Origin of the sequence: Microcoleus sp. LAD1_D3 (assembly GCF_036702135.1) — a bacterium.
In the GTDB taxonomy this organism is placed as follows: domain Bacteria; phylum Cyanobacteriota; class Cyanobacteriia; order Cyanobacteriales; family Microcoleaceae; genus Microcoleus.
The window spans coordinates 1-18,852 of the sequence record NZ_JAUBSB010000001.1 but is presented as its reverse complement, the minus strand read 5'-3'; the positions used below and the strand labels follow the sequence as shown (position 1 = coordinate 18,852).

Sequence of the window (18,852 nt, the reverse complement as noted above, 5' to 3'; positions counted from 1 at the left end):
ATGTGCTTGCTATTGTTGGAGAAGGCATAAGCTGCAGGATGCGCTTAAAGATGTGGAGGGGTACGACGCTGGTGCGAGCGCTAAAACTTTTGTTACATTTATTTACGGCGTGTCCTCCGAAAGCGCGGATCTAGGTTTGCTCTCTAAATCATTCATCACGCTCCTAGCTCAGCAATGACAAGAGCGAAAATTGTCTATAAAGATGATTATACCTGCTTACTATGGATGATTTCTAATAAACCTTGATAAAAGACTTGAAAGCTTTTAGAGCGATTTAATTCAGGATTCATATATTGAGAAATTTCGCTAGAGGCTTTATATTTTTCTAGTCCTCCCGGATGATATCCAGCTTTTTTCAGGACTCTTTCCAAAGCCTCCCATGTACCCCCTTTAATAGCATCGGGGTCGCGATACCCTTTTTGTTTAGCTAAATGGGGAGAGACTTTAGGATAAGCTTGGCAAATTGCTTCAACATCGCCGAAAAACCACGCTTCTAATTCTTCAACTACAATTCGATTTAAGACTTGAAATGATTTATTTTTTTGGCAGGAAGATTTAGTAATTAATCCGGCTGATATTGCCATCTCTTCTAGTTGCTTTTTTAAGTTAAGACAATCTTCTCGATCTTCATCTATTAAAAGAACAATCTTCCAATCTGGATGAAGCGATGGTTGATAACCTTTCAAAGGATTAGGCACTTTCTTTAAAAAATCTGGTTTTCCTTCATAACCATGAATGTTAAAGGTAACATTTGATGGCAATATTTTCGGCAAAATCTGGGTCAAAGCTAATTCTAGGGATGGTTCTTCCACAAAAAAAACAAGATGCAAAGTGCTCACCTTCTCTTTATTTTAAGTTTAAAATATGTGCGGTACACCCGCATTTTTAAGCGGATTTCCCACATCAAAGAAATCTTCCATCCATAGCGAACCCAGTAATGCACCGTGTTCCATAAATTGTTTGACTCTCTGCATATCTGCGGTTCTTTTTGCTTGAGTAAAACCTTTTTCATCTCGATATAATACCCATAATTCCTCTGGCTTCAAACTATCCACAAAAAAAGGAGAATGGGTTGTCACCATTAATTGAGTATTAGCAGAAGCAGCACGACATTCTTCTGCTATATGGGGCAACAAGCGCGGATGTAGATGATTTTCTGGTTCTTCTATTCCTACTAATTGGGGGGGACTAGGATCGTATAAGACTGTTAGATAAGCTAATAGTTTTAACGTACCATCCGAGGCAAATTTTGCCAGAATTGGATGAGAAAAAGGAGCATCTTTAATTTCCAACAAAAGTCTGCCATCCTGCATGATTGAGGCTTCGACTTTTTCGAGGCGTGGAATACGAGCAGAAAGGGTTTTTAGTATTTCTTCTAACCGTTGGGGATGTTGTTCTTTTAGGTATTGGATAACATTAGGTAAATTGTCACCAGTGGGGGACAATCTTTCCTGTGCACCTGCTTCGGGAAGGCTGCGGGTATTATCTGCGGTTAAATAGGATAAATACCAACCTGTAATAAAACGTCTTAAAGCACTGACGCGGGGATGTTTGGCAAATTGTCCTAATGTATTTACTGCTAATAATTCAGATGATGCTAGTTGTTCGGTGATCCTTTCATCTTCTTCATCAGGAGTTGCGCCACTAATGACTTGTCCTTCGCCTTTTTTGAAATCTAAAAAGCGAAAAGGTTTACCTTGACCTGCTCGTCTCCACTGTAACCATTCTTCAGCGATAAAAGGACGATTATTTTCTTCATCTATGGCGAGATGATAGGTGATTAACGGTGATTTTGATGTCTCTCGATATTTTAATTCAATGATGATACAGCCTGTACTATCTCTGGTGCGTAATTCTCGAAATCTGCCTCGTCTATCCCATGCTTTTCTGAGGCTTTCGGTGAAACATTCGGACAGGAAAGCGAAAACATCAAAAATAGTTGATTTTCCGCTGCCATTTGGTCCTAAGAAGACGGTTAATGGAGTAATTTTTTTAAGTTCTAGATTATGTAAAGCTCGGTAATTTTGGACTTTGAGATATTCTATGCGTGGAACATTTTTCATAATTTCACCTCCTTAACTATACTTGGTGTTTCTTGGATAAGTAGGTCGTTTTCATTAAACCTAAAACGCTTTTTCGTTAGATTCCCGACTTCTCAAAGAAGTCCGGAATCGGGGTGTTTGGTTTTTTGAGATTGTGCTACAGAAAAATTACTGCTGATTCCGCAGGCGAGGGTTAACAAACTCGTTTAATCCTTCCCCCACCAAAGATAGTCCCACTACCATTAAAGTCATTGCCAAACCGGGAAACAAAGCTGTCCACCAAATGCCAGTAGGTAGCGCATCTAAAGCTAAACGCAAGTCGTGTCCCCATTCGGGAGTTGCTTCGGGAAGTCCTAATCCGAGAAATCCCAAACCTCCTAATGTTAAAATTGCATCGGCAGCGTTGAGCGCAAACAGCACAGGTACGCTCTGAATCACATTCAGAAACAGGTAGCGCGAAAGCACTGTCCAAGTGTCAGCACCCATTGCTCGCGCGGCTTCGACAAATAATTCGGTTTTGACGCTGACGGTGTGATTCCTGACGACGCGGTAGTATTGAGGGATGTAGGAAATGCTCAGGGCGATCGCAGCATTCAAAACTCCTTTTCCCACTACAAACGCTAGCGTCAAAGAAAGCAGCAGCCCCGGCAAAGTATAAATTGTATCCATTAAAAATAACAACACTCGATCGAGCTTACCGCCCAAATAACCACTAACGAGTCCCAGCGGCACACCGATAAATAAACTCAAAGCTGTGGCTAAAAGCACCACTTGCCAAGCAGCGCGAGAAGCAAAAAGCGTCCGAGAAAAAACATCGTAGCCACTGCGGCTAGTACCAAACCAATAATTCGCCGACGGCGGTTCGTGGATGGGGTTACTCAAAGCCTCGGTAGGATTTTGCAGCCATCCCCAAGCTTGCATAGCTGGAGACAAAGTGGCTACCAATACAAAGACGGCAGTTATTGTCAAACCTGCCCACATCATTTTCATTGACAGGCTTGACGGTGAGGCACTCTTGAGAAATCGCGGCAGTCGGAGGCGGCTTTGAGCCATAATGACGATCGACCTATATAAGACTTTTAGATTTTAGTAGCACTCAGACGAAAAAACCCAGAACAGTCAAAAATCCTCTTTCTCATTCGCCAAACACTCGCGAGAAACCGGGTTTTTTCGCGAGTGTTTGGCTAAAAAAAAAACCGGTTTCTCCCCTGCACGGACTGGCGCGGAGGGGAGAAACCTGGTTTTTGGCAGGCTGGACGCAAGTTGAGTTTAGGTTGACTCTCTTTTGGGGAATCTCAAATCTAAAATCGATCTAATTCCTACAAATTACTGGCAATTAACTCGCGGTACTGGCTTTTCGGTTTAACTCCCTTGAGCTCAGTCACCAAAGCTTTGTCTTTGAAATACTGAATCGTCGGCGTACCCATCACGCCAGCATTTTCAGCAATTTCTGGATCTTCTTCGATGTCAATTTCCACATAATGGATTTTGCCCTCGAACTCATCTACTACTTTGCTCAAAATCGGCTTGAGGCTGTGGCAAGGGCCGCAACTCGGAGAGGCATATTTGACCACAATCAGTCGATCGCTATCGTGGAACAACTTCCGCAAAGCATAACCTCCTTCGTGGCGCGTGTCTGTGATATCAAAGTTCGCGCTGGTTTTGCGTACTTTTTGAGCTTCCGGCGCTGCTGTGGGTTGCTCGGATTCCTCAGTTTGATGGAATTCCTGCATTAAACCGTTGACTGACAGCCAACGTTCTGCCAGCATCGCCCCCATGCAGCCGCTACCGGCGGCGGTGATTGCTTGGCGAAACTCGTGGTCTTGCACGTCGCCGACGGCGTAAACTCCCTCGACGCTGGTTTCTACCGAACCGTGTTTGGTGGTGATATAACCTATTTCGTCGAGTTCTAGCTGACCTTGGAACAGTTGAGTGTTGGGAGTGTGACCGATCGCGTAAAACAATCCTTTCACCAGCAAATCGCTCTCAGCGCCTGTCTCGATATTTCTAATTCTCACCCCGTCCATTTTGGCGCCCCCTTCGCCCAAAATATCCAGTGCTTCGGTGTTCCAGTGCACGGTAATTTTGGGATTGCTCAGCACTCGGTCTTGCATGGCTTTGCTGGCGCGCATTTGATCGCGCCGCACCAGCATATGTACGTGAGAGCCGTATTTTGTCAAATAAATAGATTCTTCCGCTGCGGTGTCGCCTGCGCCGATTACAGCTAAATCTACTCCTTTAAAAATTGGGGTAGCGCCGTCGCAAATGGCACAGGCAGAAATGCCGTGACTCCAAAATACGTGTTCGCTAGGCAATCCCAGCCTTTTCGCCGTCGCGCCTGTAGCGATTACTATCGTGTGGGTTTTGATTTCTCTGTCTTCCGAGCGCACTGTAAACGGCCGCTTGGTCAAATCCACCGAAATTACATCTTCTGTGTATAATTCGGCACCCCAGCGCACTGCTTGAGCTTTCATCCGATCCATAAGCTGCGGCCCGGTGATGCCTTCGGGAAAGCCGGGGAAGTTTTCGACTTCTGTGGTGGTCATCAGTTGACCGCCGGGGACGCCTCCCGCTTGGTAGCCTTCAAACACTACGGGTTTCAGGTTTGCTCGACCTGCGTAGATGGCTGCTGTGTAGCCTGCTGGGCCTGAGCCGATAATTACTAGGTTTTCTACGGTTTCGTTGGTCATAGGTATTTACTTAAACTCATAACGACTTCGTTTTATTAATTTTAGCAGAGTGCGATCGAGTTTGGTTTGATGCCATTGTGCGATCGAGCATCTGTATCTATTGTTGAGGGTCGATCGGTCTTCGGGCCAATTCCAGCTACTTTAATAAGCAAAAACAATCTAAAAGTCGATTTAGTTTTAAATGTTCGATCTATTTTAACCCCTCAATTATTAAAAAAATCTAAAGACGACCGAAATTATTGACTTCATTCTCAATTATTTTACCTATTTACTTGCTTTGAGGCTTGTGGTACGATTTTCACAATCCAGGGGCATTATGACTAATTTCACTTTTTGACGCTGAAACCTACTTAATTCATAAAATTAGCAAACTCTTCAAATGTAATAAGTACAATTATTTATGCAAAATCAGCATTTTATGGTTTAAGAATTGTAACGGAGATTTTGCCAAATTTGACAAAATACAGTGTTTGTGGTATGTAAGGTGCGATTGGGGGAAAATTAGAAGGAAATTTTTAACCGCTTCGGAAGCACAGGCGGGACGCCCGTGCCACAATTAACATAGAATTTTGTACTTGTGTCTGATGGATAAAACCAAGATATTGTTTGTGTGCAGTCAGAATAAGTGGAGAAGTTTGACTGCCGAGAAGATATGCGAGAAAGTTAGCGGCTACAGCGTGCGATCGGCGGGAACGGAAAAAGGTGCAAGAATCAGAGTAACTGAGGGTTTGCTGGGCTGGGCAGATTGGATATTTGTGATGGAGAAGAAGCATGGCGATCGACTTCGCAGCAAATTTCCCGAAAGTATCGAGGGCAAGAAAGTTATTTGCCTGCAAATCCCGGACAATTACGAATATATGGAACCGGAGTTAGTCGAGCTTTTGCAGGCAAAACTCAGCCCCTATATGGAAATGCCAGATAACGAGATAAATTTTATGCAGCGAGTTTTGGAACCGGAAGTGATGGATTCCTTGGAAGAGGCGATCGAATACGATTCGATGGATTTTGCTGAGGTTAATGCTGCTTTTGCTCACAGTGCTGCGGCGTTGGGGCCGGTTTTTGGAAACGTTTTGGATGCGGGCACGGGTACGGCGAGAATTCCGATCGCAATTTCTCAACTCCGGCCAGCATGGAAATTGACTTGCATTGATTTGTCGGCAAATATGCTGAAAGTGGGGGCCCAAAATGTGGAAAAGGCGGGCGTGCGATCGCAAATTAGTCTCGAATTAATCGATGCTAAAGCCATGCCGTATCCAGACAGTTATTTTGACATGGTGATTTCCAACAGCATTATCCACCATTTGCCCGATCCGCTGCCGTTTTTGCGCGAAGTCAAGCGAGTCTTAAAACCGAACGCAGCAATATTTCTGCGCGATTTACTCCGGCCTATGGATGAGGAAATGAGGAGTCATTTAGTGGAGATGTATGCGGGAGATTGCAACTCGCATCAGAAACAATTGTTCAGCGATTCGCTGCAAGCGGCTTTTACGCTGGATGAAGTTGAGATGATGGTGGAAACTGTCGGATTGGAAGGATTGAGGATTTATGAATCTTCAGACAGGCACTGGACGGCAGAACGTGTTTGGAGGTAGAGTTTGGATGGGGCGATCGAACGCAATTTTTCCTACTTAGTCTGTCCGGGATGCACTCGCCACCAAAGCAACCGGGTTAATAGAGCAAAAACCTACGCTTTTAGGCTCTTTCGGCGGCAAGAAACTCAGTTTCTGACACTCTGTGCGTCCAGGACTATTAATCTAACTTTATAAGCTTTACTGCATTTGAATTGTATATTTTAATTCCCTATCAAAACAAGCGAGAATCCTCTCCCCCTCTCGCTTAGCTAAAGCTTAGTATCGAGGATTGTTCGATCGCGACCTCGGTCTTTAGCTTGATAAAGCGCGCGGTCTGCCGCTGCAAGCAGATTTTCCTGAGAAGTTTCGGGCTGAGGAAACGTGCTCGCTACCCCCAAACTCAGCGTCACGAAAGAACACACCGCTGAATTAAGGTGTTCGATTTCTAGTTCTTTTACCCAAACTCGAATTTGCTCTGCAATCCAAACAGCTATTTCCGACGAAGTGCGGGGTAAAATTACCGCAAATTCTTCACCTCCGTAACGAGCTACCAGAGTCTCCCCCGAAACTGCGCCTGCTGAGTAATTTACCGCTGCCAAAATAGCTTGGGCTACCTGCTGCAAGCAAGCATCTCCCGCCTGATGTCCGTAAGTATCGTTGTATGTCTTAAAAAAGTCAACATCGCATAAAATCAAAGATAGTTCGGCTGCTGCTTCTCCCAATTCTTGCCATTTTTTATCTAAGTATTCGTTAAAACAGTGGCGGTTTGCAATCTGAGTTAAGCCATCTAAGTGGGCAAGGCGGTACAATTCGGAATTAGCTGCTTTTAATTGAGAATTAGCTGCTTCTAGCTCGGATTGCGTGAGCGATAAATTGTAATAAAGTTCACTCATAGACCAAGTAGCTTCTTGGTGAATTTGGGATAAAGCTACCCAGAGTTGATGCACGTCTAAAAGTCGGTAAACTTGAGGTTCTAACTGCACAACAATCGGCTCGTAAAGCAGTTCCGGCGGTCGCTGCACGGAGCGCTGAGCTGCCATGACAATTAAGGCTACTCCTGGTAAAATCAAAATATCGGTTTGAGCTATTTGATACAAGGCTATAATCGGTCGGCAAGCAAATATATCTACTCCGTAAGGGCGGCTCATGCGTTCCATAAATCGCCGACGCGATATCATCCCTAAAAATTTCCCATTTACGGTCAAGATAACTCCCGGAAGCAGCGGGTGAGATTGAAACAACCGAGCTACTTCTTTGGCGAGATATGAGGACTCCACCTGAAAATTGAATAGAGCCAGATCCTTAAGAGTAGACTCTAAAGATAAATTTTGGGGTGAGTTTTCTGCCGAGTTAGACGGCTCAATAAATTCAACAGACACAGCGCAGATCCGAATAAACAATAAACCAGCAACAAAGCTAGTGTCAGCTATTAAATTATATAATTATTTATTTGTTACCATTGCTTGTATTATTTACGACACTATTTTTTCATAAGGGAAGAAGCTGCACCGTTAGTTTTTGCCGTAGCTGCATTGCATTGATTCCTCCTCACTAAATTACAGATTTATTGAATTATTCTCGATTTTTTACGATGGGCTTTTTAGGGCGTAAAACAACGATTTTGGCGCCATTCCTCAACTCATTGACAGTGCACACAAACTCAAAAAACCTGGTTGTTAAACCTGGGTCGAGGCTGTAACGAGGTTTTGCGTAAAAAAAAGGTGGTTTCTGCCCCTGTTCTCAACTCACAACTTAAAACTCAATCTTCCCTCACCACCCCCACGTTCCTGACCCTCCCTTAAACGGGCCGACAATATCTTTGGTAATCCAGCCACCGTAAAAATCCCCTGGTTGAGATTGGACTAATTCCCCGTCCACATAACAGGCATCCATCTTGCTCGGATAAAAAGCCACATAATCTTTAATAGCTGCAAAAACCTGATTAGGATTGGGATAAAACCAAGCAGCATTTACTACTTCTTTCGACTCTACCGTCACAGTGTAATAACCGGCTTGTCCCTTCCACTCGCACCAAGAACCTCGTGAAGTTTTGTGCAAATATTCCATTTTGATGTCATCGGGGCAGATATAGTAGGCAGGAGGGTGACTGGTCTCCAATACCCGCTGAGGACGGCGCGTGTCGGCGATCGTCACTCCATTAAAAATTATCTGTACGTGTTTGGTCGATTCCTCAAGCCGAGGGGGACGTGGGTAATCCCAAACAGACTCTTGACCAGGGCCGGGCTCTATTCGATCGAAGTTCATTTGCACCATCTCCCCTGCAAAAAAAACAATTAGCGACTTAGCATTACAATTTAATGTACCCTTAATCGAGTCGCTGCTTCAGAGCAAACCAGCTTTTCTCAACTCTTTGTAATATGAGTATTCGTGGTATAGATGTTTCCGACTACCAGCCCAATGTCAATTGGCCAGCCGTGGCGCGGGATGGTATTACCTTCAGTTTTGTCAAATCGACCGAGGGTGCAACGTTCGTTGCCCAAACTTTCGCCCGCAATTGGGCGGCGATGAAAGCGGCGGGGATTCAACGCGGTGCTTACCACTTTTTTCGACCGACAAGCAGCGTTCAAGGACAAATAGATTTGTTCCTGAAAACTGTCAAACTCGAAACGGGAGATTTGCCGGCAGTCTTGGATTTGGAAACTACAGGCGGTTTGAGTGCGGGTGAATTGTGCGATCGAGCCGCAATTTGGCTAGAAGCAGTCGAAAAAGCCACCTTGATGCGGCCGATTATCTACACCTACCCCGGTTTCTGGGACAACTTGGGAACCACACGGTTTGCCGATTACCCACTGTGGATTGCTCACTATACCACTGCTGAGGAACCTTGGGTTCCCGGCGGCTGGAAAACTTGGACTTTTTGGCAATACAGCGATACAGGCACCGTGTCCGGCGTCTCGGGCAATGTAGACACCAATATTTTTGAAAGCGTCCGAGAAGGCGCCGTAAGTTATAAAGTTGCAGACATCCAGAAGGAATTAAGAATTAAAGGTTTTTATCAAGGCGCGATGGACGGTAAATTTGGAGCCACCACCACAGCCGCGCTCATCTCGTTTCAGAAATCTCAAGGTCTCAATCCCGACGGCATTGCAAGCCTCAAAACCTGGGCGGCTTTGATGCGAAAATCTCCCAAAGTAGTTGTCCCCCCTCCAGCGCCCACTCCCACTCCCATATCAGGCGTGCGGCTGACTCAGGTATTCTCGTCTTATCAAGCTAGCGCTAGCCAAGATACTGCCTTAATTTGGCTGCAAAGTCAAGTTTCTACCTCTATTTTAGGGGAATTTGCTCAAAAATGGCGGGCCACTGCCGTACCTCCAGACACTAATTTGCGATTGATAGATGTTGGCAAATTTTATCGCGGTTTAGCACAACAAGACCAAGCTTTAGATTGGTTGCAAAAACAAATTTCTCCGGCTATTCTTACCGAGTTTGCACAAAAGTGGCGCTCTCAATCTACAGTCACTACTTCTCCGATTCGGTTGATAGATGCGTGCAAATTTTATCGGGCCGCCCCCCAACAAAACCAGGCTTTAGATTGGCTGCAAGGGCGAATTTCGCCTGCAATTCTATCAGAGTTTTTTCGCAAGTGGCAGAATGCGAATCGATTATAGATGTTAGATGTTAGATGTTAGATGTTAGATTGACTCTACAGATGAATCTTGCGATTTGAGATTTTAGATGGGAAATCTACTCTAAAGATGAGTCTGGGGGTGATCGATTTGATTTGAGATGTGAGCTTTTTGATTGGAGATTGACTCCACAGATGAATCTGGGGTTGAAAGGCCTATATAATGGGAAAGCTGGCAAATCTTGCTATTTAAGATTTGAGATTGACTCCGCATCAAAATTCGTCAAATCCTCTCCCTCTGTGCCCGCATCCCCATCAGACTCTCGAATATTACAGAAACTCTCTCGCTTAGCTACAACTTACTGCCATCTTTGACGCCAAGAGAATTATCTGATAAAGTTATAGCGACTATCAAGGTTTTTTAATCTTATTGGGAAAAATCCAGGGCCGTGCCGAGTTTGTAAGCTGCGCGGAAAATAACGCCTGCACTCCCGTTACCCGCGATCGAACATTTAAAACTAAGCGGGCAGCCTGTAACAATTATATCTATGGAAATCTCCTTTAACATCACCCTGTTGATGGTCATGACCGTCATCTGTGGCATCAGCGCTCAAGTTCTGGCCGCTTATCTGAAAGTTCCGGCGATCGTCTTTTTGCTGTTGTTTGGCATTTTAGCAGGCCCAGACTGCTTGGGAGTGCTGCACCCCAATCTGCTGGGAAGCGGTTTGGAAGTTATGGTATCCCTTTGCGTAGCTTTAATTCTGTTTGAAGGCGGCTTGAATTTGGAATTGCGAGATTTGGGCAAACTTTCCGGCAGCATCCGCAATTTAGTTACCGTAGGCACTTTAATTACGCTAATAGGCGGCGGAATGGCCGCACACTGGTTGGGGGAATTTCCCTGGCCGATCGCATTTTTGTATGCTTCTCTAGTAGTCGTCACAGGCCCGACAGTAATCGGCCCTTTACTCAAACAAGTATCTGTTGACAAACAAGTCGCCTCGTTGCTCGAAGCAGAAGGCGTTTTAATCGATCCTGTCGGGGCAATTCTGGCAGTATTGGTGCTGAATATTATTTTGAATGGCAATGCTGATTTGCTGGTTTTGTTCCGAGATTTAATCGTGCGACTATTAGTTGGCGCAGTCATCGGGGTTGCGGGAGGTTGGCTGCTGGGATTCATTCTCAAGCGATCGCAATTTCTCTCAGAAGACCTCAAAAACTTAGTAGTTTTAGCCGGTTTGTGGGGATTTTTCGGCTTAGCAGAAGAAATCCGCAGTGAATCGGGACTGATGGCAACTGTGGTATCCGGCATCGTCCTCAGAGCCGCTGCTGTCCCGGAAGAAAGGCTGCTGAGGAGGTTTAAAGGTCAACTCACAGTCCTGGCTATTTCCATGCTGTTCGTGCTGCTGGCGGCCGATTTATCCCTCGCTAGTGTGGTCGCCCTCGGTTGGGGAAGTTTGTTTACAGTTTTAGCTTTAATGTGGGTAGTGCGGCCGATCAATGTTTGGTTGTGTACTTGGAACAGCGGACTAAATTGGCGACAGAAATTATTTGTTTGTTGGGTAGCGCCGAGGGGAATTGTCTCAGCGTCGATCGCCTCTTTATTTGCAATTTTGCTCACCCAGCGGGGAATCAACGGCGGCGACTCGATTAAAGCCTTAGTTTTCCTAACAATTATTATGACAGTTTTCGTCCAGGGACTAACGGCTGGACAGATGGCTCAACTTTTGGGCATCACCTCAAAATCGGCCACCGGTGCTGTCATTGTGGGGTCAAATCCTTTGAGCAGATTAATTGCTCGCTTGTTTCAAGAACGCGGAGAATCAGTGGCAATTATCGACACAAACCCCGAAGCTTGCGAACAAGCAGAACGAGAAGGTTTGCGGGTATTTTTGAGCAGTGCTCTCGACCACAGCGTTTTAGAAGAAGCCGGAATGGAATCGATGGGAACTTTTTTGGCAATGACTAACAACGGCGAGGTAAACTTAGTGTTAGCTCAGCGAGCGGCCGAAGAGTTTGCACCGCCGAGGGTTTTGGCAATATTCCCCAAAGATCCGCAAGCAAATACGCCTGCAAATCCGACTAAAATCAATCAAGCCTTTGTCTCCGATTTGTCGCTGAAGGATTGGAACGAATATTTGAGCGACGGCGAAGTGAAATTGGGGGAAACAGAGTTAAAAACAGAGGGATTGCAGTTTCAAATTGCTCACTTACAAGCTTTGGTTAAAGCCGGGGAGTTGGCGCCGTTGCTGCTGGAAAGGCAAGGATACTTGCAAGTAGTGTCGGCGACCCAGATTTGGCAAGCAGGCGATCGAATAATTTATTTGCTGTGCGATCGCAAACCGCAATTATTGAAAAGATTGTCTGGTTCGTCGCAGTCTCGCTTGACTTTGGAAAAGCATCAGGTAGTTGAGAAAGTGCCGATTCCTTCTCCGATTTTAGAGGAGGTTTTGGAGTCAGCAAAAATAGTTCCAGAGGATGAAATTTTGCAGCCGCCAGTTTCGCGATAGGAGCAGTATCCCCGATCGTACTCTGTAATTTGCTTGTCGCGATCGTCCTTACTCTGCCTCCCCAATTAAAGTAAATGCCGCCCAATCTCGTGGCCCAGGATGAGTTTTCATCGTAGTTAACATTGCCTGCCGCAATGCCTGTGCTTTGTCGGGATTATTTTGCAAGTTTTGATAAAACGACTGCATCAATTCCGATGTCGGCGCATCTGGAACCGCCCATAAAGAAACAATCACACTCGGCACTCCTGCCGAAATCAAAGCGCGCGACAAGCCAATCACTCCATCCCCGGTAATCCTGCCTTCTCCAGTGTTGCAAGCACTCAAAACGACTAAGTTTGCTTGCAGTTTCATGTCAAAAATCTCTTCTGCGGTCAATAAGCCGTCATCGCTACCAGAAGGAGCCATAGCGATCGCACTTCCCAATCCGCGCACATCATCGAGCAATCCATGCGTTGCTAAGTGAATAATAGATGCTTGGGGCATTTTTTGGACGATCTCCGCTTTTGTCCCTTGAGCGCCTAAGATCGCTTGGGTTTTGAGCAGAGGCGCGATCGCTCTAGCTTCGGCTTCGGCCCCAGGTAGAGGAGACAATTGCTGCTTGGGTTCTCCCAGAGAGAGAGACACGCTTGGCATGGTGGGATTGCCCAATACTAGAGCCGGGCCGCTGTTAGCTGGCTTCTGTGCTAGCTTCTGTCGTTGTTGTCGAGTCAAATCTAATACTTGAATCGAGGGGGCGGTGAGAATGGTGTGTTTTTCGATTAAGTAAGTGCCGCCAGAGTCTTGCAGGGCGGGAAAAGGCACCTGGAACAGGGAATCTTGGGGAATGAAAATGACGTGGGCATTAGGGTCTTTGGGTAGGAGACTGGCAATGGGCTCGATCAGCAGTTGATGCAGCGTCGGTAAGTTGGGTTGGGGTTGGGTGGAGCCAAAACTGCTGCGACTGCGGACAGCCAGAAATTCTTGATTGCCAATAATTAAGCTTCTTAGAGAGGCGTTGTGTTTTTGCCAAAGGGGTTGGAGGTCAACTTGGCGGAATGTGATTTCGCCTGTCGGTTGAATCACCCAGATGTAGAGCGCGGATTCTCGCCCTACTTGTTTGCCCTGAATCTGGAAGCTTTCATAGATGATGGAATACTGCACCAAAGTGGCGTTTTGCGATTTGGCGATTTGTCGGATTTGCTCCTGGTTGGGAGCAGCGGCAATAACCGAATTAGCATCACCAGAGGATAAGCGCTCTGTGAGTAGATCGACGAAGGCACGGGCACGTCCCCGTTCGGCAATTTCTAAAGCGGCGATCGGGTTATTCTGAGCCACTCGGACTTCTTGTAAAGTCCGATAAGTCATAGCTTGTCCTTCAAAGATGGAGACTTTATTCGCGTCGTTGGAGCCGAGCATTTGACGCATCGATTCCCAAACTTGAATCCCATTCACGAGCATTTTTTCAGCTTCTGTTGGGTTGCCAGCCTTTAAGAACGCTGCTCCGAGGTTGTTGAGCGCCATACCTTCCCCTTGGAGGTCTTTAGTTTCGCGCGCGAGCGCTAAACTCTGCTGTGCATACTCAATGGCTTGAGCATAGTTGCCGAGGTAGTGGTAAACGAGTCCTAAATTGCCCAGTGCCGCACTCTCCCCTTGACGGTCTTTGATTTGGCGGGCAATGGCTAAACTCTGCTGCATATGCTCAATGGCTTTGGTATCGTTGCCTAGAGACTGGTAAAGGAGTCCCAAATTGCCCAGTGCCAAACCTTCCCCTCGGCGGTTTTTGACTTCGCGCGCGATCGTCAACCACTGCTGCATATACTCGGCAGCTTTAGCGTAGTTGCTCCAAGAGTAGTAGGCAAGTCCCAAGTTACCTAGTGTGGCACTTTCCCCATCGCGGTCCTGAATTTCGCGGGCGATCGCTAAACTTTGCTGTCCATACTCAATCGCTTTGGTATCATTGCCCAAAGACTGGTAAGTGCGTCCCAAATTATTTAGTGCTGCCACTTCCCCATCGCGGTCTTTAATTTCGCGGGCAATGACTAACTGTTGCTGTCCATACTCAATCGCTTTGGCATAATTGCCCAGATCACCATAAACGGCTGCCAAATTGCCCAGCGTCCAACCCTCCTTGTAGCGATCTTTAAGGACACGATAAAGTTGAAGTGCCTTTTGCCAGGAGTTCAGCGCGGCTTGAAATTGGCTAGTTTGATACTGTCGAATGCCCTGCCGCAAGAGCCGATCGCCCTCTGCTTGACGGGCATCGGTAGTTTGAGTGATCGCTGGCAAGAGAGAGTCAGGAGTAGTTAATAGGGGGATAGTAGCAAGCAGGAACAGGGAAATGGAAGCTAGGAAAACATTAGTGAGCCTAGAGTGGGTCGATTTGAGTCGCTTAAATGGGGAATACACCATAGGATTCTAGAGTTGGAATTTAGAGAATTAGCCCGATCGCTCTTTCTGCCGTCGTGCGATCGCCTCAATCTGCCACAGGCGATCGACTTTCATAGAAGCTTACTCTGTCTCCCCAATCTCGCGGCAGGGATGGGGACTCTAATCTGAATTAGATGACTATTTTAGCGATCGCCCGATCGGCTTGAATCAAACCAGATCCACTAGCATAGTCAAATCCAACATCAAAACCGGGCGTGTTTGGATCATCCATCTCCAGAGCCGTCTGCTCTAGTGCTCGATTAATTTCCGCAGGAGTTAAGCGGGGATTTGCTTGCAGCATCAAAGCCGCAACTGCCGCTACATGAGGAGCCGCTGCCGATGTGCCCAGAAAGTTGGGGAAACCGTCAGCATCTTGAGGAATGTCTGTGCCAAAGAACGTCGTATTGGTGTTGTCAGGCCCGACGAACTTCGGCTGCGGGCGAAACTCAGGTTTGGGTAGACGATTACCCCTCTCGTCAAACAGAATCGGAGTGCCGCCAGCCGAAGAAAAGTCTTCTAATCTTGCCGGATTTACACCGTAAGCAGGAGTGCCAAAGTAAGGGGCGGCTCCGACTGCTGCAACTCCCCTGGCATTTGCGTTGCCATATATAGTTGAACTATTGGTGTTGTAATTGTTGATTTTGAAGGTAGAGGAACCACTCGCCACGTACTTCATCAAACCGGGAGCAGAACCCGATCGCTTGGCAATCATGAGATTAAACTGATCCGAGCCAAACGAACCATCATTGCGGAATGTGAAATACTCGATCGGATCTCCTCCCACATTTGACAGTTTGCTGCTAGCCAAGATTTTTTGTTTTGTATTGTCAACCAGGTAAATATCGAGGTCGTTGGTTGAACGATCGAGCGGTGAGTCCCATTGGAATGAGATCGCGAGGGAATCGTTTTTCGCCAGTGTGATGCTTTGATAGAAATCGACCCCAGTTCCTGGATCGAAGTCATGAAGTTCTCCATAATCCGCGGAGAACCCAGCCGACTTGAAATCACTTTGATAGCTATCGCGAGCAAAGTTACCCGCAGCAGTAAAGTAGGAAACACCCTTTTTGACGACCTCATCGATCGCTTGGGCAATGATGCCATCTTGGAACATCGGTTGAGATGGGAAGCGCAGGTCGTCTACAATGATTTGCGCTCCTTGAGCTGCCAATGCGCGAATACCATCAGCCATAGCCTTTTCACTTGCTTTGTAGAATTCTAGCTGGCTGTTAAACTGACCACTGGCATAGCCTGTATGAAACAACAAATCGGCTCCTGGAGCAACATCGTGAATAAGTTGCAGTATGGCTCTGCCTTCATCGATCAGCGTAGAAAAGTTATTTCCCAAATCTTCTGCCAACACCTTGCCTTTTACGGGCAAGTCACCGCTTGCAATGTCTTGGGCCGCCCCACCCAGCCTGTTGAAACTATTAGATAAAACCCCGATTTTTATGCCCGTGCCGTCTACCCGAAAACCATCGCGCGCGACATCCGATCGCATTGCCCGATCGCCCTGGCTGGTTACTAATCCTCGATTCCCCAAGGTGAGAAAGGCTGCATTGCCGATCGTGCTTGCATGGGTATTGTTCAGAATTGCCAGTAGCTCACCGGTCTCGGTGCTGATTAATGTATCGTTGCGATTGTCCCCTGTGCCTTGAGAGATGGTCAACTCATCAAAAGTTAACCCTCCAGCTAAACCGATCCGATCGCGCTCACTCAGGTTGAAGTCAACAATCGTATCAGTTCCTTCCTGTGGTTTCAGCGCAAAGATATCGCGATCGCTCCCACCGATTAAAACATCTCGCCCCGCACCGCCCCAGAGTATATCGTTGTCAGCATTACCCCAAAGTGTATCGTTGTCACCGTTGCCCAAGAGTATATCGTTGCCAGCATAGCCCCAGAGTATATCCTTGCCAGCGTTGCCCCAGAGTGTATCGTTGCCAGTAGTGCCCCGCACGATGTCATCACTGCTCTGTCCAGCCATGCGATCGTCGCCGCCTTGTCCATCCATCGCATCGTTTAAGTGGTTGAATCCTTGAATCTGATTGTTCAGATTATTCGGGAATGCGATCGGGCTGGCGCTGTTGCTGTCGAGAAGAAGATTGTTTTGAGCGAGGGAAGTAGACAAGCTTATATCTGCAAAATCATTTTTCATGGAAGTTGCTCCAAATTACAAAATTTATTCATTAGGACGATCGCACGGGTGGTCAGAAACCGCGTTTTTTAGCGAATCTGCGGGTCGCAACCAAGTATTTTCGTAAAAACCCGGTTTCGAGGAGTCGGAGTGCGTCCAGGACTGTTCCTGCGAAACTAGACAGCACCTGGGCGAGGAAACGGTGCGTGAAATACATCTGAATTGACAAAGCAATCAACCCTTCAATCCTGTGTGTGCTTTTTTCTATAGATTGAAAAGCCAGTAATGAGTGAACCGAGTCCAAAAAGGAAAAGAATGAAAGACCATATAAAATCGTTTGTTCTTCGACTATCAGGACTATCCCCTATATCAATCCGAGCTTTGACGGGGGAAGAGTCTGGGTCATACACTACTGGAACTGTTTGATTTTCCTCCGCAGACGTGCAACTGTTGGAAAACACAATAGTTTTTCCCCGGTTGGTCTGAAAATTCACGGTTACGTCACAACTAGAAGAACAACCGTATCCTCCTCCATAACAAGTTGTTTTTTGATTTTTTTTAGTGACGATGCCCGAAGTTCTAACTGCTCTAGCTCGAAAGTCCACTTCGGTTCGATAGCGATCGGGAATCGTCACATACATCCATCCAGCTAATGACCAGAAAAAACCAGGCAGGAGTATGAAAAAAAGAGCTTTCCAAACCAATTATTGGTGTTATTTTTGTGGTTTTTGAGCGTAGGTCGATTCATTTGATTTCAACTCCTTTCCTGAGTTCAAAAGATTGATTAATTAACGCCTTCTTGGCTTGTCCTTCTGCCGGTGATATTCCCTCATCAGATTATTTTTTCTCAGCGGATCAAATTCCCTCGGCCAGGTATCTTCCATCGGCCAGGCATTTTCCCTCGGCCAGGTATCTTCCATCGGCCAGGCATTTTCTCTTTGACATTCCTTATCACTTCCGCGAACAATATTTTGAGTTTTTTGGTCAATTCTGACGTTGAAAGTACCAGATTCAATGATGGTGTTACCGCTTTTTATCTCATAGTAAAAGTGGTTTACTCCGGGTTGCACCGCTAAATATCTACCGCTATGAATTGTGCCAAGAGACACTTTAAATCCTTCCGAATTTGGAGCTTTTTCGTATTCACGATCGGTATAGGGAGAAGGGTTGTGGTCAATCCTAGGGGTGACATTTCGGATCACAACGCGCAACCCTGGAGCAGGCGGCATCGTGCTAGAAATGAATACTGCTTGTCCACCGATTTCCTCTGTGGTAGAGTAGGACTGACACCCGCCGGAGTCATTGTATTGAGTGACAGATTTAGTGATTACACCCATATTAAATTCCTCAGATTGTTGAAATCTGAATCCAATTTGAGGGGCAGGCGATCCGGATTGTGCATGGGTAAGATTGGACATGAGTGGAACACTCAACAGTGAAAATCCAATGACTTTAGAGACCCATTTTGCTTTGGTTGGTAGAATTGATTTTTGTGTTTTCATCGGCTTTACCTTGCAAATATCTGCAATGAACAGCGACTTTTAGTAAACAGAAGACTGAATTTCAGTAGTGCCAAACTATTTTTTAATTCGAGTCTTTCTTTACTTGAATCTTAAGCAACCCAGATGGGAATTTCACTCGTTCTACCCACAGACCTGATGAAGAGATGGGTGCAATGTTGATTGCGGGAAAGTGCAACTAATCCAAAAATATCTTGCCGCCTGATTAACTTTATTGTAGGGACACGGCTTTATTGTATGGGCACGGCAATGCCCTGTGCCTACGAGGATCGAAAGAAAATTACATGGGGCCCCGAAACGAGTTTTTTTACGAAAATACTACCTGGAGTTTAGACTAAAAAACGATCGCACCTAAAAGTAGCTGCCTCTCAACCGCAGGCAAGTTATTGCTCAAAAACT

Annotated in this window: 12 protein-coding genes; 3 read left to right on the top strand and 9 right to left on the bottom strand. The window is 46.2% G+C overall.

The features are described from left to right. Positions 1-206: 206 nt before the first annotated feature. From QUA74_RS00060 to trxB, 4 genes are all read right to left on the bottom strand, one after another. Complete coding sequence (locus QUA74_RS00060; RefSeq protein WP_333323828.1) at positions 207-812, bottom strand: DUF4276 family protein; 606 nt, start codon at positions 810-812, stop codon at positions 207-209. A gap of 45 nt (positions 813-857) precedes the next feature. Further along, positions 858-2,063: an AAA family ATPase gene (locus QUA74_RS00055; protein ID WP_333323826.1), complete on the bottom strand. Its 1,206-nt coding sequence runs from the start codon at positions 2,061-2,063 to the stop codon at positions 858-860. 147 nt (positions 2,064-2,210) lie between these two features. After that, positions 2,211-3,095, bottom strand: coding sequence for an ABC transporter permease (locus QUA74_RS00050; RefSeq protein ID WP_333323824.1), 885 nt, complete (start codon positions 3,093-3,095; stop codon positions 2,211-2,213). Positions 3,096-3,361: 266 nt separating this feature from the next. Next, positions 3,362-4,732 carry a thioredoxin-disulfide reductase gene (gene trxB, locus QUA74_RS00045; RefSeq protein ID WP_333323823.1) on the bottom strand — a complete coding sequence of 457 codons (1,371 nt, stop codon included), beginning with the start codon at positions 4,730-4,732 and terminating at the stop codon, positions 3,362-3,364. A gap of 584 nt (positions 4,733-5,316) precedes the next feature. On the opposite strand from trxB, the gene QUA74_RS00040 reads away from it, so the two are divergent. Further along, the gene (locus QUA74_RS00040; protein ID WP_333323822.1) at positions 5,317-6,324 is read left to right on the top strand and encodes a methyltransferase domain-containing protein; all 1,008 of its coding nucleotides are present in this window, start codon (positions 5,317-5,319) and stop codon (positions 6,322-6,324) included. 248 nt (positions 6,325-6,572) lie between these two features. Here the strand turns inward: QUA74_RS00040 and QUA74_RS00035 are convergent, their stop codons facing one another. Both QUA74_RS00035 and QUA74_RS00030 read right to left on the bottom strand, forming a co-directional pair. After that, positions 6,573-7,682 carry a GGDEF domain-containing protein gene (locus tag QUA74_RS00035; protein WP_333323820.1) on the bottom strand — a complete coding sequence of 370 codons (1,110 nt, stop codon included), beginning with the start codon at positions 7,680-7,682 and terminating at the stop codon, positions 6,573-6,575. Positions 7,683-8,073: 391 nt separating this feature from the next. Further along, the gene (locus tag QUA74_RS00030; RefSeq protein WP_333323819.1) at positions 8,074-8,568 is read right to left on the bottom strand and encodes a DUF427 domain-containing protein; all 495 of its coding nucleotides are present in this window, start codon (positions 8,566-8,568) and stop codon (positions 8,074-8,076) included. A gap of 113 nt (positions 8,569-8,681) precedes the next feature. Between QUA74_RS00030 and QUA74_RS00025 the strand changes: the two genes are divergently transcribed. Both QUA74_RS00025 and QUA74_RS00020 read left to right on the top strand, forming a co-directional pair. Beyond that, complete coding sequence (locus tag QUA74_RS00025; protein WP_333323817.1) at positions 8,682-9,932, top strand: GH25 family lysozyme; 1,251 nt, start codon at positions 8,682-8,684, stop codon at positions 9,930-9,932. A 505-nt stretch (positions 9,933-10,437) separates the two neighbouring features. Beyond that, positions 10,438-12,396: a cation:proton antiporter domain-containing protein gene (locus QUA74_RS00020; protein ID WP_333323815.1), complete on the top strand. Its 1,959-nt coding sequence runs from the start codon at positions 10,438-10,440 to the stop codon at positions 12,394-12,396. Between the two features lie 48 nt (positions 12,397-12,444). Here the strand turns inward: QUA74_RS00020 and QUA74_RS00015 are convergent, their stop codons facing one another. From QUA74_RS00015 to QUA74_RS00005, 3 genes are all read right to left on the bottom strand, one after another. Beyond that, complete coding sequence (locus QUA74_RS00015) at positions 12,445-14,784, bottom strand: CHAT domain-containing protein (RefSeq protein WP_333323813.1); 2,340 nt, start codon at positions 14,782-14,784, stop codon at positions 12,445-12,447. 148 nt (positions 14,785-14,932) lie between these two features. Further along, a complete protein-coding gene (locus QUA74_RS00010) occupies positions 14,933-16,954 on the bottom strand; it encodes a S8 family serine peptidase (protein ID WP_333323811.1) in 2,022 nt (673 codons plus the stop codon). A gap of 767 nt (positions 16,955-17,721) precedes the next feature. Then, a complete protein-coding gene (locus QUA74_RS00005; protein WP_333323809.1) occupies positions 17,722-18,435 on the bottom strand; it encodes a hypothetical protein in 714 nt (237 codons plus the stop codon). Between the last annotated feature and the right edge of the window lie 417 nt (positions 18,436-18,852).